This window comes from Massilia aerilata (assembly GCF_042656905.1).
In the GTDB taxonomy this organism is placed as follows: domain Bacteria; phylum Pseudomonadota; class Gammaproteobacteria; order Burkholderiales; family Burkholderiaceae_D; genus Telluria; species Telluria aerilata.
The window spans coordinates 298602-317890 of sequence record NZ_JBHSMZ010000004.1 but is presented as its reverse complement, the minus strand read 5'-3'; the positions used below and the strand labels follow the sequence as shown (position 1 = coordinate 317890).

19 protein-coding genes are annotated in these 19289 nt (G+C 66.2%); 9 read left to right on the top strand and 10 right to left on the bottom strand.

What is annotated here, in order from left to right:
- Positions 1-71: 71 nt before the first annotated feature.
- From ACFPO9_RS06210 to ACFPO9_RS06195, 4 genes are all read right to left on the bottom strand, one after another.
- On the bottom strand, positions 72-1421 hold the full coding sequence (locus tag ACFPO9_RS06210) for an ATP-binding protein (protein ID WP_379768501.1): 1350 nt from the start codon (positions 1419-1421) through the stop codon (positions 72-74).
- Positions 1418-2080, bottom strand: coding sequence for a response regulator (locus ACFPO9_RS06205; protein WP_379768499.1), 663 nt, complete (start codon positions 2078-2080; stop codon positions 1418-1420). The genes ACFPO9_RS06210 and ACFPO9_RS06205 overlap by 4 nt, the downstream gene beginning before the upstream one ends.
- A gap of 105 nt (positions 2081-2185) precedes the next feature.
- Positions 2186-3712, bottom strand: a complete 1527-nt coding sequence (locus ACFPO9_RS06200; RefSeq protein WP_379768497.1) for a Do family serine endopeptidase — start codon at positions 3710-3712, stop codon at positions 2186-2188.
- Between the two features lie 257 nt (positions 3713-3969).
- Positions 3970-4440: an Hsp20 family protein gene (locus ACFPO9_RS06195; protein WP_379768495.1), complete on the bottom strand. Its 471-nt coding sequence runs from the start codon at positions 4438-4440 to the stop codon at positions 3970-3972.
- 233 nt (positions 4441-4673) lie between these two features.
- Between ACFPO9_RS06195 and ACFPO9_RS06190 the strand changes: the two genes are divergently transcribed.
- Together ACFPO9_RS06190 and ACFPO9_RS06185 are read left to right on the top strand one after the other, a co-directional pair.
- On the top strand, positions 4674-6599 hold the full coding sequence (locus ACFPO9_RS06190) for a M61 family metallopeptidase (protein ID WP_379768493.1): 1926 nt from the start codon (positions 4674-4676) through the stop codon (positions 6597-6599).
- A gap of 88 nt (positions 6600-6687) precedes the next feature.
- The gene (locus ACFPO9_RS06185) at positions 6688-7491 is read left to right on the top strand and encodes a glycine-rich domain-containing protein (RefSeq protein ID WP_379768491.1); all 804 of its coding nucleotides are present in this window, start codon (positions 6688-6690) and stop codon (positions 7489-7491) included.
- A gap of 4 nt (positions 7492-7495) precedes the next feature.
- Here ACFPO9_RS06185 and ACFPO9_RS06180 read toward each other — a convergent pair whose 3' ends face one another.
- On the bottom strand, positions 7496-8146 hold the full coding sequence (locus ACFPO9_RS06180; RefSeq protein WP_379768489.1) for a CatA-like O-acetyltransferase: 651 nt from the start codon (positions 8144-8146) through the stop codon (positions 7496-7498).
- The gene (locus ACFPO9_RS06175; RefSeq protein WP_379768487.1) at positions 8139-8894 is read right to left on the bottom strand and encodes an alpha/beta hydrolase family protein; all 756 of its coding nucleotides are present in this window, start codon (positions 8892-8894) and stop codon (positions 8139-8141) included. Before ACFPO9_RS06175 ends, ACFPO9_RS06180 begins: the two co-directional genes overlap by 8 nt.
- Positions 8895-8982: 88 nt before the next feature.
- On the opposite strand from ACFPO9_RS06175, the gene ACFPO9_RS06170 reads away from it, so the two are divergent.
- Positions 8983-9696 carry an aspartate/glutamate racemase family protein gene (locus ACFPO9_RS06170; RefSeq protein ID WP_379768485.1) on the top strand — a complete coding sequence of 238 codons (714 nt, stop codon included), beginning with the start codon at positions 8983-8985 and terminating at the stop codon, positions 9694-9696.
- On the top strand, positions 9696-10862 hold the full coding sequence (locus ACFPO9_RS06165) for an SGNH/GDSL hydrolase family protein (protein WP_379768483.1): 1167 nt from the start codon (positions 9696-9698) through the stop codon (positions 10860-10862). The genes ACFPO9_RS06170 and ACFPO9_RS06165 overlap by 1 nt, the downstream gene beginning before the upstream one ends.
- Here ACFPO9_RS06165 and ACFPO9_RS06160 read toward each other — a convergent pair.
- The 3 genes from ACFPO9_RS06160 to imuA form a co-directional block, all read right to left on the bottom strand.
- Entirely contained in the window at positions 10795-11442 is a 648-nt protein-coding gene (locus ACFPO9_RS06160; protein ID WP_379768481.1) for a YidC/Oxa1 family membrane protein insertase, read from the bottom strand. The two genes, ACFPO9_RS06165 and ACFPO9_RS06160, sit on opposite strands and share 68 nt — an antisense overlap.
- A gap of 93 nt (positions 11443-11535) precedes the next feature.
- Positions 11536-13041 carry a Y-family DNA polymerase gene (locus ACFPO9_RS06155; protein ID WP_379768479.1) on the bottom strand — a complete coding sequence of 502 codons (1506 nt, stop codon included), beginning with the start codon at positions 13039-13041 and terminating at the stop codon, positions 11536-11538.
- Positions 12971-13696, bottom strand: coding sequence for a translesion DNA synthesis-associated protein ImuA (gene imuA / locus ACFPO9_RS06150; RefSeq protein ID WP_379768477.1), 726 nt, complete (start codon positions 13694-13696; stop codon positions 12971-12973). The genes ACFPO9_RS06155 and imuA overlap by 71 nt, the downstream gene beginning before the upstream one ends.
- 191 nt (positions 13697-13887) lie before the next feature.
- Here imuA and ACFPO9_RS06145 point away from each other — a divergent pair, with 191 nt between their 5' ends.
- From ACFPO9_RS06145 to hepT, 4 genes are all read left to right on the top strand, one after another.
- The gene (locus ACFPO9_RS06145) at positions 13888-14196 is read left to right on the top strand and encodes a hypothetical protein (protein ID WP_379768475.1); all 309 of its coding nucleotides are present in this window, start codon (positions 13888-13890) and stop codon (positions 14194-14196) included.
- Between the two features lie 66 nt (positions 14197-14262).
- A complete protein-coding gene (locus tag ACFPO9_RS06140; protein WP_379768473.1) occupies positions 14263-16200 on the top strand; it encodes a hypothetical protein in 1938 nt (645 codons plus the stop codon).
- A complete protein-coding gene (locus ACFPO9_RS06135; RefSeq protein WP_379768471.1) occupies positions 16197-17447 on the top strand; it encodes a putative Na+/H+ antiporter in 1251 nt (416 codons plus the stop codon). Before ACFPO9_RS06140 ends, ACFPO9_RS06135 begins: the two co-directional genes overlap by 4 nt.
- A 27-nt stretch (positions 17448-17474) precedes the next feature.
- Positions 17475-17939 carry a type VII toxin-antitoxin system HepT family RNase toxin gene (gene hepT, locus ACFPO9_RS06130; RefSeq protein ID WP_379768469.1) on the top strand — a complete coding sequence of 155 codons (465 nt, stop codon included), beginning with the start codon at positions 17475-17477 and terminating at the stop codon, positions 17937-17939.
- A gap of 28 nt (positions 17940-17967) precedes the next feature.
- Here hepT and ACFPO9_RS06125 read toward each other — a convergent pair whose 3' ends face one another.
- Complete coding sequence (locus ACFPO9_RS06125; RefSeq protein ID WP_379768467.1) at positions 17968-18627, bottom strand: hypothetical protein; 660 nt, start codon at positions 18625-18627, stop codon at positions 17968-17970.
- A 64-nt stretch (positions 18628-18691) separates the two neighbouring features.
- Here ACFPO9_RS06125 and ACFPO9_RS06120 point away from each other — a divergent pair, with 64 nt between their 5' ends.
- On the top strand, positions 18692-19282 hold the full coding sequence (locus tag ACFPO9_RS06120; RefSeq protein ID WP_379768465.1) for a DUF2760 domain-containing protein: 591 nt from the start codon (positions 18692-18694) through the stop codon (positions 19280-19282).
- Positions 19283-19289 lie beyond the last annotated feature (7 nt).

Genomic DNA, 19289 nt, shown 5'->3' with positions numbered 1-19289 from the left:
TACGGCCGCTTTTCCCTGCGCGGACGCCGCCGCCGGCCTTTCCCCCATCCGTGGTGTGGCGCCGATGCGATTCAGCCTGGGAAGCGCACTGTGGCGGACAAACCGCCGAGCCGCTCCGACGAACCCAGCACCAGCGTGGCGCCATGGCGTTCGGCGATCGCCTTGATGATGGCCAGGCCCAGGCCGCTGCCGGCGGCGTCGCTGCCGGGGACGCGGTAGAAGCGGTCGAACACGCGCTCGCGCTCCTCGGCCGGGATGCCGGGGCCGCTGTCCTCGACCGTCACCACCAGCGCGCCCTGCTCCGCCACGACCGACACGTCGACCGTGCCGCCGCCCGGCGTGTACTTGATCGCGTTGTCGACCAGGTTACGCAGCAGGATCATCAGCGCTTCCGGCTGGCCTTCGACCTCGCCGCCGTCGGCGCGCTGCAGGCCGAGGTCGATGTGCTTGTTCTGGGCCACGCCGATCAGGTCGGCCACCGCGCGCCTGGCCAGGTCGGCCAGCACCAGCGGCTGGTGCGGCGCGGCGCTGGCTTCCTGGCGCGCCAGCACCAGCAGCTGCTCGACCAGGCGGGTCGCGCGCTCGATGCCGGCCGACAGGCGGGAGATCGCCAGCTTGCGGGCCTCGAGGCTGTCGGCGCGCTGTTCGGAACGCTCCAGGCTCTGCACCTGCAGCTTGAGCGCGGCCAGCGGCGTGCGCAGTTCGTGGGCGGCGTCGGCGACGAAGTTCTGCTGGGTGTCGAAAGCGGTGCGCACGCGCCCGAACAGCAGGTTCAGTTCCTGCACCAGCGGCCGCACCTCGTCCGGCAGGCCGGCGTCCGACACCGGCGACAGGTCGTCGGCCTGGCGCGAAGCCAGCTGCTTGCGCACGCGTGCGACCGGCTCCAGCGAACCGCTGATGACCCACCACACGACCAGCATCAGGATCGGCATCATCACCGCGATCGGCCCCAGCGTGCGCAGGGCCAGGTTGCTGGCCATGCTCTTGCGCACGGCCAGGTCCTGCGCCACCTGCACGGTCTGGGCGCTGGTCTGGATCGAGAAGATGCGGTAGGTGGTGCCGTTCGCGCGCACGTTGGAAAAGCCGAGCACCGCGCGCTGCGGCAGGCGCGCGTGCGAGGCGCTGCGGAACACCTGCACGCCGTCCGGCGACCAGACCTGCACCACCAGGTCGTCGCTGCCGCTCAGCGGGGCCTCGACGCTGCCGGCTTCTTCGCTGTTGGCCAGCGGGACGCGCGAGCGCAGCGACAGCGCCATCTGCTGCATGTGGTAGTCGAAGATCTGGTCGGCGTCGGCCAGCGCGGTGCGATAGGCGATCGAGGCCTGGGCGACCGCGGCGATGGTGATGGCGGCCAGCACGTACCACAGCAGGCGCCCGCGCAGCGAGTGCGTGAGCCTTCTGCGGGCCTTCTTGGGGCTCATACCTTCGGCACCATGTAGCCGACGCCGCGCACGTTTTGAATCAGGTCGCTGCCCAGCTTCTTGCGCAGCCCGTGGATGTAGACTTCCACCGCATTGCTGCTGACTTCATCGCGCCAGCTGTACAGCTTCTCTTCCAGCTGGGCCCGCGACAGCACCGCGCCCGGTCGGGCAACCAGCGCTTCCAGCACCGCCCATTCGCGCGCCGACAGCACGACCGGCTGGCCGTCGACCAGGGTCTCGCGGGTGGCGGGATTGACGGAGATGTTCTTGTATTCGAAGACGGGTTCGGCGCGCCCGGCGGCACGCCGCAGCAGCGCACGGATGCGCGCCAGCATTTCGTCGAGGTCGTAGGGCTTGAGGACGTAGTCGTCGGCGCCGGCGTCGAGCCCGGCGATGCGCTGGGCGACGGCGTCGCGCGCGGTGGCGACCAGTACCGGGGTGCGGTCCTTGCGGGCCCGCATGGTGCGGAGGACTTCGAGCCCGTCCTTGCGCGGCAGCCCCAGGTCGAGCAGCACCAGGTCGTAGTTCTGGTTCTGCATCAGGGCCGTGTCGGCCATCTCGCCATCCTTGACCCAATCAACGGCGTAGTGCTCGGCCCTCAACAGGTCGAGCACCACTTCGCCGATCATCGTATCGTCTTCCACCAGCAACAGCCGCATCAAATCCCCCGATTCTCAGAAAACCATGCGGATAGAAGAATCTTTCGAGCCTTCAGTTTACTGAGGGGAGCTTAAACTCCCCTTAAACAAAACCTTAAGCAATCCTTAGCCTATCCGGACAGGAATGAAGATTTTCTCATCCCCACGCTGGATCAACAAGGCAACCGACTTGCTCGACTTGCCGACCACGTCGCGCACCTGCTCCACGGACGTCACCGGCTTGCCGTTCACCGACAGCAGCACGTCGCCCGGCTGCACGCCGGCCACTTGCGCCGGACCGCCCGCATCCTCGACCAGCAGGCCCGACATGATGCCGGACTGGCGGCGCTCCAGCGGGTCCAGCGCGCGCAGGGCCAGGCCCAGCTTGGCGCCCTTGTCAAGACCGGCCAGGTTATCGCGGTCGCTGGCTTCCGGCTTGTCGTTGGCGTTCGCCAGCGTCGCGTTCAGCTGGACCGCGCGGCCATCGCGCCAGACGTCGAGCTGCACCTTGTCGCCCGGCCTGGCCACCGACACGATGGCGCTCAGGTCGCCGCCGGAGATGATGGGCTGGCCGTTGACCTTGCGGATCACGTCGCCCGACTTGAGACCGGCCTTGTCGGCCGAGCTGCCACGCTCGACGTTCCTGACCAGCGCGCCGTCCGGCGAGTCCAGCTTGAACGAATCGGCGAAATCCTGGCCGACGTCCTGCAGGCCGATGCCCAGCTTGGCGTGCTGCACCTTGCCGGTGCTGACGATCTGGTCCTTGATGCGCACCGCGACGTCGATCGGGATCGCGAAGGACAGGCCCTGGTAGCCGCCGGTCTGGCTGTAGATCTGCGAGTTGATGCCGACCACTTCGCCGCGGGTGTTGAACAGCGGACCGCCCGAATTGCCGGGGTTGACGGCGACGTCGGTCTGGATGAACTGCACGCCGTTGGTGTCGATGTTGCGGCCTTTCGCGCTCACCACGCCGGCCGTCACGCTGCTTTCCAGGCCGTAGGGCGAGCCGATCGCCAGCACCCATTCGCCCACCTGCAGGTTGCGGGTGTTACCGATCGGGACCACCGGCAGGTTTTTCGCATCGATCTTCAGCACGGCGACGTCGGTCTTCGGGTCGCTGCCCAGGACCTTGGCGCGGTATTCGCGGCGGTCCTGCAGCTTGACGGTGACTTCGTCGGCGTCGCGCACCACGTGCGCGTTCGTCAGGATGACGCCGTCCGGGCTCACGATGAAGCCCGATCCGGCGCCGAAAACGAGTTCCCGGTTGCCGCCATTGCCGCCGCGTGGCTGCTGCGGCTGGAAGCGCCGGAAGAATTCAAAGAAAGGATCGTCCTCGTCGAACTGCGGCATCTGGCGCTGGGCCACCTTGTGGCTGCCGACGACGCGCACGTTCACCACGGCCGGGCCGTTGTGCGAGACGATCTTGGTGAAGTCGGGCAGATTCGTGCCGACCGGATTGCCCGCCACCGGGGCCGGCGCTGCTGCAACCGGTGCCGGGGCCTGGGCCGCCAGCGCGGCGGCTTCGGCGGCGGCAGTGGCGTTATTGTGATTGACTGCGACCGCGCCAACCGCTCCGCCAATGACGCCGGCCGCGCACAGGGCCAGGGTGAGACGTTTTGCGGTGATGGCGGTGACTGCACCTTCGTTAGCCATTACGTACTCCTAGATTGGGAAAGGGTTTTTGAAGACTGCTTTTTTGATGCAGCTAGTTTCTCGCAAGAGCCTTAAATCACTCTTAAGGCCGAGCTTATAACGCGCTTAAACGCTTGCGTGGGCACGGTGTGCCCACCCTACGGGACACGAATTTGTAGGGTGGGCTCCCCGAGCCCACGCAGGCAACGGACGTAAAAAGAGGCGCACGCGGCGCCTCGTTTTTGTTGGTGGACACAAAGTGCCCACCCGGATACCGATCAAGCAGCTTGCTGTTGCGGCTGCTCCAGCACTTGCACGTTATCGGTGTTGCCGTTCGCATCGGCGATCGCGATCTTGCGTGGCTTCAGGGCCTCGGGCACTTCGCGCACCAGTTCGATGGTGAGGATGCCGTTGTCGAAACCTGCGCTGACGACCTTCACGTGGTTGGCCAGCTGGAAGCGCTGCTCGAAATCGCGCTGGGCGATACCGCGGTGCAGGTAATGGCGCTGCACCTCATCTTTCTGCTTGCGGCCGGTCACGTGCAGGGTGTCGCGTTCGGCGACGATCTCGATTTCGCTGCGGCTGAAGCCGGCGAGCGCCATCACGATCCGGTATTTGTCTTCGCTGACCAGTTCGACGTTGTACGGCGGGTAGCTCGGCGCTGCTTCGGCGCGCTGCTCGAGCATATTCACCAGGCGGTCGAAGCCGATGGCGGAACGATACAGGGGAGTCAGGTCAAAAGTACGCATGATGAAATATCCTTTTCAAGTTTAAGCGATAAGTTTCCGGACCTCATCGTGAGCATCCGTTGGGACCAATCTAATGTCCGCCTCATCACTTTTCAAGACATACGAAATATCGTTTTAAAAGCTATTTTGCAAATTTTATTTGCATCGATGCGGCTCGGCATTTTCCATTCACACTGGGTGCTACACTCGCTTTTTGTTGCATTTCTGATTCACCTTCGACCGCTTCCTCAGCCATGACCGCACACCACCCGCATCGCCGCATCAAGACGCTGGCCACCCGTTCCGCCACTGCCCTCGCACTGGCCCTCACGCTCGCCTTCCCGGCCCATGCCGACGTTCCGGCGCCCGTCGAACCGACCTACCCCGGCACCATCGTCCTGAACGTCGATGCGACCAACCTGTCGCAGCAGATCTTCCAGATGCGCCTGCGCATCCCGGTCAAGCCGGGCCCGCTGACCCTGCTGTATCCGCAGTGGCTGCCGGCCAACCACGGCCCGAACGGACCGATCACCCAGCTGGCCGGCCTGAAGTTCACGGCCAACGGCAAGCCGGTCGAGTGGACCCGCGATCCGGTGCAGGTGTTCGCCTTCCACGTCAACGTGCCCGAAGGCGCGACCGTGCTCGAAGCCGAGTACCAGTACCTGTCGCCGCTGGACAGCTCGCAGGGCCGCATCACCATGACCGACGAGATCCTCGGCGTGCAGTGGGTGTCGACCACGCTCTACCCGGCCGGCTATGTGGCGCGCGGCATCACCGTGCAGCCGAACCTGAAGCTCCCGAAAGGCTGGGATTACGCCACCGCCCTGGAAACGGAAAACCGCCAGGGCGACGAGGTCCACTTCAAGCCGCATGACCTCGAGACGCTGATGGACTCGCCGCTGTTCGCCGGCCATTACTACAAGCAGTTCGACCTCGATCCGGGCGCCAAGGTGCCGGTGCGCCTGAACGTCTTCGCCGACACGCCGGAAAGCCTGGAAGCGAAGCCGGAGCAGATCGAAGCCCACCGCAAGCTGGTCCAGCAAGCGTATAAACTGTTTAACTCGCACCACTACAAGCACTACGACTTCCTGTTCGCGCTGTCGGACGAATTCGGCGGCATCGGCCGCGAGCACCACCAGTCGAGCGAGAACGGCGTCAAGCCGGGCTACTTCACCGAGTGGGCCAAGGGCGAGTCCGGCCGCGACCTGCTGCCGCACGAGTACACCCACTCCTGGGACGGCAAGTTCCGCCGCCCGGCCGGCCAGAACGTCCCCAACTTCAACACCCCGCTGCAGAACGAACTGCTGTGGGTCTACGAAGGCCAGACCCAGTACTGGGGCAGCGTGCTGGGCGCCCGTTCGACCCTGGTGTCGATGGCGGGCGCGCGCGATGCGCTGGCCGCCACCGCCGCGCGCTACGACAGCATCGCCGGCCGCAGCTGGCGCGCGATGCAGGACACGGTCAACGATCCGATCCTGAATGCCCGCCGTCCGCTCGGCTGGTCCAACTGGCAGCGCAGCGAAGACTATTATTCGGAAGGCCAGCTGATCTGGCTGGACGTGGATACCCTGATCCGCGAAAAATCGGGCGACAAGAAATCGCTGGACGATTTCGCCCGTGCCTTCTACAGCATCAATGACGGCAGCTTCCTGCCGGCCTTCTACACCTTCGAAGACGTGGTCGCGGCCCTGAACAAGGTCCTGCCCTACGACTGGGCGAGTTTCCTGCGTGCGCGCGTCGACGGCCATGGCCCGGGCGCGCCGCTGGATGGCCTGGCGCGCGCCGGCTGGAAGCTGGTCTACACCGACACCCCGACCGACTACATCAAGGGCGCCGACGACCGCAACAAGGCCGCGGACCTGAGCTACTCGGTCGGCTTCACCGTCACCGCCGAGGGCAACGTGCGCAACCTGATCTGGGACGGTCCGGGCTTCCGTGCCGGCCTGGCCGCCAACACCAGCATCGTCGCCGTCAACAACCGCGCCTTCAAGCCGGAGGTGCTGAAGAAGGCGATCAAGGAAGCCAAGGATTCGAAGGAGCCAATCCAGCTGCTGGTCAAGAAGGGCAATGTGCTGCGCACGATCGCCCTCGACTACCACGGCGGCCTGCGCTATCCGCGCCTGGAACGCATCCCGGGCACCAAGGATCGCCTCGAGGGTATCTACTCCGCGTTGAAGTAATGCAACAAACTGATCCATGTCATCGAACTGTCATATGGAAGCCGTAAGCTGATGCTGCCGACAAAACCATAACAAACAGGAGGCATCGATGAACTGGATCAGCAGGAGCATCAACGAAGCACGCGCCCGCCGCTTCATGCGGGCTTCGCTCTACCGCACTGCGCTCGAAGGCCTGCCGGAAGGCCTGGAGCGCAGCTGGCGGGACAGCGCACCGCGGGAATACCCAGGCATCCGCACGGATGCCTTTTTTTTCGTCCGCGCGGCCGACGGCCTGCTGCGCTTCTTCGACGCCGTCTCGCACAGCGAAGCGCCCTGCGCCCTGCCCTCGGAAGCGGCGGATTCGGTCTGGCACGCCTGGCTGCGGCACGATCCGATCGGCCTGGAACGCTACTGCCGCCGGCATTTCGGGCGTACGATCCCGCACGTGGAGCGCGCCGGGCTCGGATCGGGCGCGCTGGCGCACACACTGTTGAAAGGACGCAGGCTGGAGGGGATCACCCCGCTGGGCCCCCACCTGCCGCAGCTGTTCGGGCTGGACGCGCGCCTGCGCATGCCGGACGGGCACGGCTACTGGAATCGCGGCGACGAAATCGTCTACGCGCGCCTGAACAAGCGCGGCCTGTGCCTGCAGCGGGCGCAAGCCCATCCCGAACTGCTCACCTCTGCCCTGCTCGCGGCCGGCCTGGTCGATGCCGACATGGTGCTGGCCCACATGCAGCTGCGGCAGGCGGCGCTGGCAAACAGCGGCAGCAGCTGCGGTACGGACGGGGGTTTTGCCTTCGCCGGCGACGGCGACAGCGGCTGCGCCGATGGCGGCGGCAGCGACGGCGGCAGCAGCTGCGGCAGCTCGTGCGGCAGCTCGTGCGGCGGCGGCGGCGGCGGCGGCGACTAAGCGATCAGGCGCGCATGATCGCTTCGAGTTCGGCGGCGATCTGCTGCGCCAGCAGATGGATGTGGTAGCCGTCGACGAAGCCGTGGTGGGCCTGCACCGAGAACGGCAGCTGCAGGCCGCCATCCGGCTCGTTCGTGAATTTGCCCCAGGCCAGGGACGGAATGTCCGGCGTGGCCAGCGATGCCATCGGATGCTGGATCGAGGTGAAGTCGAGCCACGGCATGCAGGTGACGAAGACCTGGTCCTTGGCGTCGCGCGGCGACATCCGCAGGTAGTGTGCGTTCAGCGCCAGCATATTGCCCGCTTCCTCGCGCGCCGCCTGGCCCCTGGCGACGAACTCGCGCACGTCGTCGGACCAGTCGAACTGGGCGAGATTCAGGTCGAAGTGCTGGTTGACCACCGTGAAGGACGGGTGCAGGCGCTCGATGCGGATCACCTCTCCTTCATGCACGCGGTAGCGGAAGTTCTCGACCTTCAGGACGGCGCGCAGCACGGCGCACAGCAGCACGTGGAAAGGCGCCAGGTCCTGCTCCTTGCACCAGGGCCGGAAATCCGGCAGGTCCATGCGGAAGCACAGGTTGACCGCCGGGCTTTGCATGCGGTCGAAGAAGTCGAAGCGGTCGCGCCGGCGGTCGAAATTCGGCAGTTCAGACATAGCGCGCGCTCCATGCCGCGATCACGCCGGCCACATAGGCCGCATCTTCCTTGCCCGTCACCAGATGGTCGATCCCATCCAGCGACACGAAACTCTTCGGATGCTGGGCGATGCCGAAGATGCGGCCGGCGTTGTCGACGTCGACGGTGCCGTCCTGCGGCGCATGCATCACCATCAGCGCGCGTCCCAGGCTGGCGATGCATTCGTGCAGGCGGTGCTGGGCCGCGTCCTCGACGAAGTGCTGGCGGATGTCGAAATCGCGCCCGGCCAGCTTGACGCGCGCCTCGCCCAATTGCTCGATGGTGTCGACGTGTTCAAGCAGCAGCTTGTCGACCACGTAGTGCGGGTCGCTCGGCGAGGCGATCGTCACCACCGCCGTCGATTCAGGGATGCGGTGGGCCGCTGCCAATACCGCGGTGCCGCCCAGGCTATGGCCGATGAGGAGTTTCGGCGCCGCGAATTTATGGCGCAGGAAGTCGGCGGCGGCAATCAGGTCTTCCACGTTCGACGAAAAATTGGTGTCGGCGAATTTACCCTGGCTGTTGCCGAGACCCGCGAAATCGAAGCGCAGCACGGCCACGCCGAGGTCGGCCAGGCCCTGCGAGATGCGGGTCGCGGCCAGCACGTCCTTGCTGCAGGTGAAGCAGTGGGCGAACAGGCCGTAGGCGCGCGGCGTGCCGTCCGGCGCGTCGAGCTTGGCCGAGATCTTGCCGTGCGGCCCCTGGAAATCCATACGTTGGGTAATCATGGGCGCCACTTTGCACCGGATCGGCCGCCTGTGCAAGTCGGCGGCGCGCGCTATACTCATGAGCCCATCCCTTGTGAGGAAGCGCACCATGCAAGTCATCGGCCTGATCGGCGGCATGAGCTGGAAAAGCTCGGCCGAATACTACCGCCTGATCAACGAAGAGGTGCGCACGCGCCTCGGCGGCCTGCATTCGGCGCGCTGCCTGCTGTGGTCCTTCGACTTCGCCGACATCGAAATCCTGCAGCGCCTCGATCGCTGGGATGAAGCTGCCGCGCTGATGGTCGACGCCGCGCAGCGCCTGGAACGCGGCGGCGCCGACTTCCTCGTCATCGCCACCAACACCATGCACATCGCCGCGCCCCAGGTCCAGGCGGCGACCAGCCTGCCGCTGCTGCACATCGCCGATCCGACCGCGGAGCGCATCAAGGCGGCCGGCCTGCGCCGGGTCGGCCTGCTGGGCACCGCCTTCACGATGGAGCAGGATTTCTACAAGGGCCGCCTGGCGCGCGAGCACGGGCTCGAGGTGCTGGTGCCGGAATCGCGGGACCGCGCCACGGTCCACCGCATCATCTATTCGGAACTGGTGCAGGGACAGATCCACGAGACCTCGCGACTGGCCTACCGCGAGGCCATCGTCCGCCTGGTCGAACGCGGCGCCGAGGCCATCATCCTGGGCTGCACCGAGATCATGCTGCTCATCGGGCAGGAAGACAGCCCGGTGCCGCTGTACGACACCACCGGCCTGCACGCGGAGGCGGCGGTCGCGCGCGCGCTGGGCATCCACAAGGTCGAGGAAAAATGATGATCGAGACCCCACTGAACCGCGACTTCATCCACGGCGCGCTGGACATCGAACAGACCCCGGCCGGCCTGCTGCCGCACCGCCTGCCCGCCTGGGCGCGCGCGCAATGCCCGGACGCCCAGCTGCTGATGGCGGAATCGCAGCCCTCCGGCGTGCGCCTGGTGTTCCAGACCGCGGCCACCGCGCTGGAACTGGACGTGCTCGCGACCAAGCGCGTCTACAGCGGACTGGGGCCGCGTCCGGACGGCATCTACGACCTGTTCATCGGCGGCCAGCTGGCGCAGCAGAACAGTGTGCAGGGCGGCCGGATTTTAAATATCAACATGGCGAGCGGCGCCACCACCGTCACGGAAGGCGAAGCGCAGACCCTGCGCTTCAGCGGCCTGCCGCCCGAGCAGAAGACCGTCGAGATCTGGCTGCCGCACGACGAAGTGACGGAGCTCGTGTCCCTGCGCTCGGATGCGCCGCTGTCGCCGGTGCCCACTGCGGGAAGACGGCGCTGGGTGCATCACGGCAGCTCGATCAGCCAGGGTTCGAATACCACGCATCCTTCGGGCATCTGGCCGGCGGTGGCCGCCCTGCGCTCCGGCTTCGAGTTGCTGAACCTGGGCTATAGCGGCAATGCGCTGCTGGATCCCTTTGTGGCCCGCAGCATCCGCGCGCTGCCGGCGGAGCTCATCAGCATCAAGATCGGCATCAACCTGGTCAACAAGGACTTGATGCGCCTGCGCGCCTTCGGCCCTGCCCTGCACGGCTTTCTCGACACGATACGCGAAGGCCATCCCGACACGCCGCTGCTGGTGCTGTCGCCGGTCTTCTGTCCGATCCACGAAACCCTGCCCGGGCCATCCGTGTACGACATGGATGCACTGGCCGATGGGCGCCTGCTGTTCAAGGCCGGCGGCAGCGCGGACGAGGTCCGGCAGGGCAAGCTGACCTTGAGCGTGATCCGCGAACAGCTGCGCGCGATCGTCGAGCAGCGGCGTACCGGCGACGCCAATCTCCATTACGTCGATGGCCTCGAGCTGTACGGCCCGAACGACAATCTGCGGCTGCCGCTGCCGGACGAGCTGCATCCGGATGCGGCCAGCCACCGGCTCATCGGCGAGCGCTTTGCCGGGCTGCTGCAAGACCTGCGGCACGGTGCCGCTCCCGGCGCAGCATGAGGGTCTGCACGGCGTTGACGCCGGACGATGCGGCCCAATACAGGCCCAGGCCGGCCGACAGCTTCCAGACCATGAAGGCCATGATCGCGACCTGCATCGCCACCATCAGCATGGACGGATCCGCCGAGGCCGAAGGGTAGTACCAGGCGGCGAAGCCGGTGAGCAGCAGGATGAGCGCTGTCAGCGCGGCGTCGGGCGAGGCCAGGCTCTTCATCCACAGGAAAGCGCCCTTGCCGGCGCTGGCCTGGCTGATGGTCCGGTAGAGCAGCCCGAACACCGGCAGCTGGACCAGCGCGCCGATGAGCGTGGAACGGTCGACCAGCCGCACGCCGTTTTCCTTGTACAGCGCGGCGACGGCGGCGAAGGCTTCCTGCGGCTTGTCCTTCAGACGCGCCCGGATCGCTTCCACCTGCGGCTGCAGGGCCTTGATCTTCTGCTGGTTGGCGAGCGCCTTGCGCGCCATGTGCAGGGTCAGCGGCAGCAGGGCAAAGCGTACCGCCAAGGCCAGGCACAGGATCGCCCAGCCCATGCTGCCGTCGAATAGCGAAGCGAGAAAGGACATCGAGGTTTCAAGGTTCATATCGTTCCAGAGTTGATGAGGTCTGCCTGGAATTCTAATGACAAATTGCTCAGAATTTATCAGCTTTACACTGAGCCTTACTTCGGTTTTTCCTTATCCAAACAAGCCATGCAGATACCAGCGCGGCTCCTCTTCATCTGCGCCGATCCGCTCCCGATACACCCAGTACAGCGCATGGTCCTGCCCTTCGGCGATGAAATAGTCGCGCGTTTCAGGTCCATTCCACCAGCCGGCCTCGATCCGCTCCGGGTTCGAGGCCATGCGCAGCGGCGAGCCGTAGAAGGGCCGGTGCTCGCGCATCAAGAGCGCGATCGGCTTGGCCAGCAGCCAGGTCGGACGCGGCAGGCTCATCACGTCGGGCGGCATCTGCGCATTGCGTGCGCGGTCGCTGATCTTCTGCTGCAGCGGCACCCACATGTTCGCCTGCTCCGGCCGGTAGTCGGCCATCGGCAGGGCCTGCAGCACGTTCTCGGGGCCCAGGCGCGCCACCAGCAGCTCCAGCATGCGCATGCGGTCTTCCTCGGTGCCGCCCGGTTCCGGGAACAGCGATTCGTTCGGCGGCGCCATCGGCTGCAGCTGCTTCGCTTCCAGGCCCAGGCCGATCACCGGCGCTTCCAGCACCAGCTTGGCCAGGCGCTCCTTCAGCAGGCGCACCAGGTGCTCGTCGCGCCAGGCCGGTTCGGCCAGCGCCACCTCGACGCTGGTCGGCGGACGCGCTTCCCTGCCCCGCTCGTGTTCGAGCTTCAGCACGATGCGCTCGACCGCCAGCTGGCGCGCGCACAGCCAGCCGGTCAGCTGCAGCAGCAGGCGCCGGGCGCCGGCCAATAAGAGTTCGGCGTCGTCGATGCGGTCGAACAGCTCGAGGCGCGCGGCAAAGGTTTCGGGCGCGGCGATCCATTCGTACAGCTCCGGACTCAGGCCGTAGGCGGCGTCCACCAGGTCGAGCAGCGCGCGCCCGCAGCGCCGCTGCAGGCCGGGCCGCGGCAGGCGCCGCAGCTCGCCGAAGCTGGCGCAGCCGATGCCTTCGAACCAGGCCGCGTAGGGGCGCGCCGGCGGCGCCAGCAGCACCTCCAGCAGGTCGAGGCGGCGCACCAGGGTCGGCATCTTGACGGTGCGCCGGTAGCGCATGCTCCGGCCGTCCGTACTGCCGCTGCCGGCGCGCGCCAGCAGCCAGGCGCCGCGCGCGGTCGGGGCGCAGCCCAGCGAGGCGGAAAAGCCCAGCGCGCGCACGTTCTCGCGCACGCGCCGGCACAGCGCGCGCACGCCGCCGAACAGGCGCAGGCTGGCGCCGACGTCCATCAGCAGCGTGCCCTCCTCGGCCTCGGTCACCTGCGGCGTGTACTGCAGCATCGCCATCGCCACCGCGTACAGGGCCTCGGCCTCGCGCGGCGGCGAGCGCTCGTGGACCTGGGCCTCGGGCATCAGCATCAGCACGCCGCCGCGGCGCATGCCGGGCTGCACGCCGGCGGCGCGCGCCACCGGGGACGCCGCCAGCACCCGCTCCTGCTCGAGCACGACGCTGCCGGCGTCAGTGCACCAGCTGGGACTGAATACTTCCAGCGGGAGCCGGGGCAGTGACAGGCCGATCCACAGGCGCATGGCGGGGAATGTGCGTTTGAATGAGGTTGGAGGAAAGCGGCAGGAACAGCGGCGCATCGCGCTGCGGCCCCCGGCGCTTGACGAAGTCGATCTCGATGCCGCCGGCCTGGGGCCGCAGCGCCAGGCGCAGCGGCGCCGGCGAGGCATCCTGCCCAGCCGCCAGCGGACGCATCATGAAAAACAGGGTCTCGCCGCCCTGCGCGGCCAGGTGCAGGCGGCGCAGGCTGTCGCTGCGCACCTGGTTCTGCCAGAACAGGATGGCGCCGCAGCTGCCGCTGCGCAGCACCTGCTCGGCCGCCCACAGCGCATCCGCCGTGCGGCTGGTGCGCAGCCAGATCAGTTGCGAAGGCGGCACGCCCAGCGCGGCCAGGGCCAGCGCCTGCGGCGGATGGGGCGGCTGCAGCAGCACGATGCGGCGCGCCGCCACCGCCGCCAGCGCGGGGCGCAGCAGGCGCATTTCGCCGATGCCGGGCTGCTGCAGCAGCAGGTCGACCAGGGCGCCGGTCGGCCAGCCGCCGCCGGGTAATTGCGCCGACAGGGCCGCATGGCCGGTCTCGACGCAGCGTGTTGAAGAACGCGCCAGCTGCGAGGCGCGCCAGAGCGACGGATGCAACGATTCCGGCGCTGCTGGAATGGAATCTGAGCAGTTGATCATAGTGATGCTAAGAAATACTGTATGTTTATACAGTACTCTTCTCATCAGCTTTTGACAAGGTTTATCTTTTGTAACGAATCAAGGATGACTTGCTGGCGCTCGCCCTAAACCCCCATCCGTGGGGCTGCACGGCGCCGCAGCCGCGCCCTAGACTTGCGGCATCCCCTTCGTGCAACCTGGACCCATCCACCATGACCTCCCTGATCAATCTGCTGATTGCCTCCTACCTCGCCATGAACCCCTCGCCCGCGCAGGCCGCCACTGCCAGCCTGGCAGCGCCGCCGGCCGCCAAAAGCGCCGACAGCCAGCAAAAGGCGGCTTTCAAGGAAATGCTGGACGAGACCCGGAAGATCAACGAGCTTTGCACGCGCGACCACTTCGGCAAGGCCTGCATCGCGGCCCAGGAACAGTTCCAGCGCAAGTTCCTGAAGCAGGCGCCGAAGTACGATCCCGCCGTCCTGGGTGCCGGCGCCACCCTGCAGGCGAAACAGAGCCGGTAAGCAATTTAGGCAGGTCTGCCGCCCTGCCGGGTTATCATGACGGCATCAGTTCGTCATCACAGGCCCATGTTCAAGACTCTCGACAAGCAATTCCGGCAGTCCCCAGTTTTCGATCGCCCATCCCTTGCAGGCCGCCTCGGCTTCGGCCTGTCCCTGTTCGCCGTGCTCCTGCTGCTGTTCTGTCTCAGGCCGCAGAACAAGGTCGGCGATTATCTCGAATACGGGGCCATGACCATCGCCATCGCCTCGCACGGCACGCCGGCCATCAGGCTGTCGGATGTCCAGGAGGCCCAGCGCCTGAATCCGGAACCCCGCATTTCTGCGCAATATGCGGAACTGGAAAAAGGCATCCGCAAGAATGCCGACACGCCCTTCCCCGCCTTCTATCACGGACGCGACGGCAGCTATTACTCGATCCATTTCTTTGCCTATTCGGCACTCGCGGCGATACCTTTTGCCGCCTTCAAGGCGCTCGGCATCCCCCCTTTCAAGTGCTACCAGTTCGTCAACCTGGCCTTCATCTTCATCCTTGGCCTGGCCTGCTTCGAGTTTTTCAGGTCGAAGCAGCGCGCCGCGCTCGCGCTCGGACTATTCGCCTTTTGCGGCGGCCTGCTCTACTGGGACTGGAGCAGCCCTGAAGCCATGACGGCGGCCGCGCTGCTGACGGGACTGCTGCTGTATTTCAGCGGCGCGCCGATTGCGGGCGGCGTGCTGGCCGGCCTCGCCTCCATGCAGAATCCGCCGCTGGTTTTCTTTGCCGGCTTCGCCCCCTTCCTCGCCTACGCCTACAAGCGGACCATGCCCTCGGCAAGGGAAGCTGTGTCGCTCGCCATCGTGGCCCTGCTGTTTTCCCTGCCGGTCCTGTTCAACCTGGCCAAGTTCGGCGTGCCCAGCCTGCTGGCGGCGGCCACCACCGAAACGCGCCTGATCAGCGGGATCCGCCTGTACTCCCTGTTTTTCGACCTCAACCAGGGCATGGTCATCGGCGTTCCCGCGCTGTTCGCCGCGCTGGCGGCCATCCTGCTGTTCGGGAAGCCGATGCCGATACGGCTGCTGGCTTGCGGCGCCGTGCTGTTCTCGCTTGCGCTGGCGCTGCCCGCGCTGACGGCCCAGAACTGGAACTCCGGCGCGGCGGGCATGATGCGCTACGCCTTCTGGGCCGCCATGCCGATCCTGTTCGCCTGCCTGCTCTACGCGCGCGACCACAAGGTCCCCACGTCCCTGATCCTGGCACTGATCCTGGTGCAGGCGGGCGTCTCCTGGATGGAGCGGCGCTACAGCCACGTCGAATTCAGCCCGGCCGCCAGATACGTGCTCGCGCATTTTCCGGCGGCGTATAACCCGCCCATCGAAATCTTTTCGGAGCGCCTGCGCAACCAGGAAGCGTTCACGCCCCGGGACAGCGTTCTCACTTACACCGTGGGCGGCCAGGTCAAAAAAATCGCCATCAATCTGGAGAACAAGCAGACCGGCCTGACGCTCTGCGGCAAGAACAGGGAGCTGGCCCCCGATACGCGCTTCACAAGCGCCGACGATGGCTGGTCTTACCTGAATGGCGCCCCGGTCTGCAATCCGATGCTGACCGAAGATGCCGCCTATGGCGCCAGGGATTTCGCGGATGCCGCCGCCCTCAAATTCACCCAGGGCTGGGGCAGCGTGGAATTCGGCGGCGCCAACTGGGACGGCATCTGGACCGTGGCCCCCGTCGCGCGATTCGAGCTCACGCCGCCCTCGAACCTGCCGTATAAAACCCTGAGCATCCACGGCCAGTATGTCGCCCCCGGCATGGAAACGGAGGTGTCGGTGAACGGCGTCCACCTGGGACGTTTTGCGCTGGACCGCGGCCTTCCGATTCCCGTGAAAGGCGCCCTGCGAAACCATGAAGGACGATCCATCGTCGAGTTGCGCAATGTGCCAATAAAAAATCCTGCCCCGGCAAGCGGCGATCCAAGGCAGCTGGGGTTCTTCGTCACCAAGATCGTATTGCGCGGAGCCCAGCCATGACCACCACCATGCAAACCATCGGCCTGGTCCTGTTCGTCCTGGCCCTGCTGCACACCTTCTCGACCCATCTGTTCGAGGTGCTGGCGCACAAGCACCCGCGCCATGCCGGCCTGTTCCACCTGCTGGGCGAGGTCGAGGTCGTGTTCGGCTTCTGGGCCTTCGTGCTGATGGTCTTCATGGCCGTGGTCGAGGGCCGTACCGCGGCGGTCGATTATGCCGAGTCGCGCCACTACGCCGAGCCGCTGTTCGTGTTCGTGGTGATGGTGGTGGCCGCCTCGCGCCCCGTGCTGGAAGCGGCGCGCGCCCTGCTGCGCGTATTGGCCCGCCTCGCCCCCGTGCGTTCCGAAGTCGCCCAGGCCTGGCTGGCCCTGGCCCTGGTGCCGCTGGCCGGCTCCCTGATCACCGAGCCGGCCGCGATGACCCTGGCCGCGCTGATGCTGGCGCCCACCGTGTTCCGCCAGGGCATGCCCGAGTGGCTGAAGTACGGCGCGCTGGGCGTGCTGTTCGTGAACGTCTCGATCGGCGGCACCCTGACCTCCTACGCCGCGCCGCCGGTGCTGATGGTGGCCAAGACCTGGGACTGGGACAGCCTCTACATGCTGACCCATTTCGGCTGGCGCGCGCTGCTCGCGGTGCTCGTCAACGCCACCGCCATCACCTTCCTGCTGCGCGCCCACCTGCGCCAGCTCGATGCCTCCGTCGACGGCGAAACGGCGCCGGTGCCGCCGCTGGTGGCGCTGATCCACCTGGCCTTCCTGGCGTCCGTCGTGCTGCTGGCCCACCACCCGGTGCTGTTCATTGGCCTGTTCCTGCTGTTCCTCGGGTTTACGCAAGCCTACGAGCGCTACCAGTCGCCGCTGATCCTGAAGGAAGGCCTGCTGGTCGGCTTCTTCCTGGCCGGCCTGGTGGTGCTGGGCGGCATGCAGCAATGGTGGCTGCAACCGATCGTCTCCAGCCTCGGGCCGACCGCCCTGTTCTTCGGCGCCCTCGGCCTGACGGCGGTCACCGACAACGCCGCCCTGACCTACCTCGGCTCCCTGATCACAGGCCTGTCCGCGCACGAGAAATACATGCTGGTGGCGGGCGCGGTGGGCGGCGGCGGCCTGACGGTGATCGCCAACGCCCCGAACCCGGCCGGCGCGGCCCTCCTGCGCCACGGCTTCGCCAACGAATCGATCGGGGCTGTCTGGCTGTTGCTGGGTGCGCTCGGCCCCACTTGTGTGGCAGCTATCATGTTCCTGCTGTAAGGTAGCGCTGAACCGAGAGGAGAAGCGATGGACAAGGATCTGCTGGTCAGCAAGACGGGCGCCATCGAGCGCTGCATCAAGCGCGCCCGCGACGAGTACGAAAAGGACCCGACCACTTTCGTCGGCGACATCACGCGCCAGGACGCGGCCACGCTGAACGTGATCCGCGCCTGGGAAGCGGCGGTGGAGATGGGCGATTATGTGCTCGCCCACGCCGGCCTTGGCCCGGCCCACGACGAGCGCGAGGTGATCTCGCTGCTCGAAGAGAACGGCTGGCTGGACCCGGCGCTGGGCGAGGACCTGAAGCGCACCGGCGAATTCTGCCGCGCCGACTGGGATTACCAGGCCTCGCCGCTGCCGGCCCTGGTCACCATCATCAAGCGCGGCCTCGACGATTTCGACGCCTATGCGCGGGCATTGCTGGCCAGGGCGGCCGATACGCCGGCGGCGCCCGATGCCGAGACGCCGCTCACGGGCGATCCGGCCATCTGAACGCGGCGCATGCCGCGCATTTGCGCTTCTATCCGGTGCAATCGAGGATTTCGAGTTTGTAACCCGGGACTTTCCTGCACTTCAAGGGCAGGTTGAGCGCATCGGGATTTTCATCGAAAAACTGCGACACCGAAGCAATCCTGAACGTAGTACCGCAACGAAATTCGGGGCTGCCCGCAATTGGGCATCCGTAATCGATCGCTATGGACAAATCCGAAAGCGTCGTGTTGTAGGACGAAACGATCGTCAGGGTGTCGTTCTTTAGCACCCAGTTGGTCGTGCTGGCAATCACGTCTCCCGACTTGTTTTTGATGACGACATAGGTGTACAAGGGAACAAGCCAGGCTTCTCTCCCACGCAATTGACTGGGAAATTTCAGTTCGATCGAGGCATGGTCATTGTATCTGTCGATCTTGAACGTGAATCCCCGGCTCTTCATTTCAGCACTGGTGAGCTCCACATACTCGGGAGGTACGTTTGCAAACGCCTTCGACATACCGAAAACGGCAAATGCAAAAAGCAGGCGCAGAAAAACCGCATTGATCCGCTGACGACCGGTCACAGGCACAGGATCCTCCTTGAAGAAAGTGGACGAGCGTGAAGGCAGCAAGATACTACGGAATCTTGTCGAGAAATTACGCACTTTGTCACCGGTCACCGTGCCCTTCGGCCAGGCCGCTTGCTGCATCGCGCCATCGAAGTTTGCCTAACTGGTATCATGCCCGCTTTCATGGACCGGACAACACAAGAACATGAGCCAACCGACCAACCTGCCCTCCTTCTGGAGCCGGCTTTCCCTCGCCTTCGGCGCCTTCTTCAAGACCCTGGGCGACGCCGAATTCGCCGCGCGCGTGCGCGATGACCAGATCGGCCCGATCGCCGCGCCCGTAGCGGCGCCCGCACCCGCTCCGGCGCCGACGCCCGCACCGACGCCCGCGCCCACCGCGGCCCCGCTGCGCGTGGCAACGCCCGACGCCGCCCTGCAGCTGCTGTCCCTGCTGCAGCGCGAAGCCCGCCTGATCGACTTCGCCAACGAGAACATCACCGTCTACAGCGACGCCGACATCGGCGCCGCCGCCCGCGTCGTGCACGAAGGCTGCGCCCGCGTGCTGCGCGAGCACTTCACCATCGAACCCGTGCGCGCCGAACTCGAAGGCGCGCGCCTGACCCTGCCCGAAGGCTTCGACGCCGCCAGCGTGCGCCTGACCGGCAACGTGGTCGGCAAGGCGCCGTTCACCGGCACCCTGAGCCACCGCGGCTGGCGCGCATCGAAGGTGAGCCTGCCGCAGCTGGCCGACAAGCACGACGCCAGCATCATCGCGCCGGCGGAGGTGGAACTGTGAGCGCAAA

Coding starts and splice junctions, on each gene's coding strand:
- ACFPO9_RS06210 (WP_379768501.1), bottom strand. CDS start 1,421: ATGAGCCCCAAGAAGGCCCGCAGAAGGCTCACGCACTCGCTGCGCGGG.
- ACFPO9_RS06205 (WP_379768499.1), bottom strand. CDS start 2,080: ATGCGGCTGTTGCTGGTGGAAGACGATACGATGATCGGCGAAGTGGTG.
- ACFPO9_RS06200 (WP_379768497.1), bottom strand. CDS start 3,712: ATGGCTAACGAAGGTGCAGTCACCGCCATCACCGCAAAACGTCTCACC.
- ACFPO9_RS06195 (WP_379768495.1), bottom strand. CDS start 4,440: ATGCGTACTTTTGACCTGACTCCCCTGTATCGTTCCGCCATCGGCTTC.
- ACFPO9_RS06190 (WP_379768493.1), top strand. CDS start 4,674: ATGACCGCACACCACCCGCATCGCCGCATCAAGACGCTGGCCACCCGT.
- ACFPO9_RS06185 (WP_379768491.1), top strand. CDS start 6,688: ATGAACTGGATCAGCAGGAGCATCAACGAAGCACGCGCCCGCCGCTTC.
- ACFPO9_RS06180 (WP_379768489.1), bottom strand. CDS start 8,146: ATGTCTGAACTGCCGAATTTCGACCGCCGGCGCGACCGCTTCGACTTC.
- ACFPO9_RS06175 (WP_379768487.1), bottom strand. CDS start 8,894: ATGATTACCCAACGTATGGATTTCCAGGGGCCGCACGGCAAGATCTCG.
- ACFPO9_RS06170 (WP_379768485.1), top strand. CDS start 8,983: ATGCAAGTCATCGGCCTGATCGGCGGCATGAGCTGGAAAAGCTCGGCC.
- ACFPO9_RS06165 (WP_379768483.1), top strand. CDS start 9,696: ATGATCGAGACCCCACTGAACCGCGACTTCATCCACGGCGCGCTGGAC.
- ACFPO9_RS06160 (WP_379768481.1), bottom strand. CDS start 11,442: ATGAACCTTGAAACCTCGATGTCCTTTCTCGCTTCGCTATTCGACGGC.
- ACFPO9_RS06155 (WP_379768479.1), bottom strand. CDS start 13,041: ATGCGCCTGTGGATCGGCCTGTCACTGCCCCGGCTCCCGCTGGAAGTA.
- imuA (WP_379768477.1), bottom strand. CDS start 13,696: ATGATCAACTGCTCAGATTCCATTCCAGCAGCGCCGGAATCGTTGCAT.
- ACFPO9_RS06145 (WP_379768475.1), top strand. CDS start 13,888: ATGACCTCCCTGATCAATCTGCTGATTGCCTCCTACCTCGCCATGAAC.
- ACFPO9_RS06140 (WP_379768473.1), top strand. CDS start 14,263: ATGTTCAAGACTCTCGACAAGCAATTCCGGCAGTCCCCAGTTTTCGAT.
- ACFPO9_RS06135 (WP_379768471.1), top strand. CDS start 16,197: ATGACCACCACCATGCAAACCATCGGCCTGGTCCTGTTCGTCCTGGCC.
- hepT (WP_379768469.1), top strand. CDS start 17,475: ATGGACAAGGATCTGCTGGTCAGCAAGACGGGCGCCATCGAGCGCTGC.
- ACFPO9_RS06125 (WP_379768467.1), bottom strand. CDS start 18,627: ATGCAGCAAGCGGCCTGGCCGAAGGGCACGGTGACCGGTGACAAAGTG.
- ACFPO9_RS06120 (WP_379768465.1), top strand. CDS start 18,692: ATGAGCCAACCGACCAACCTGCCCTCCTTCTGGAGCCGGCTTTCCCTC.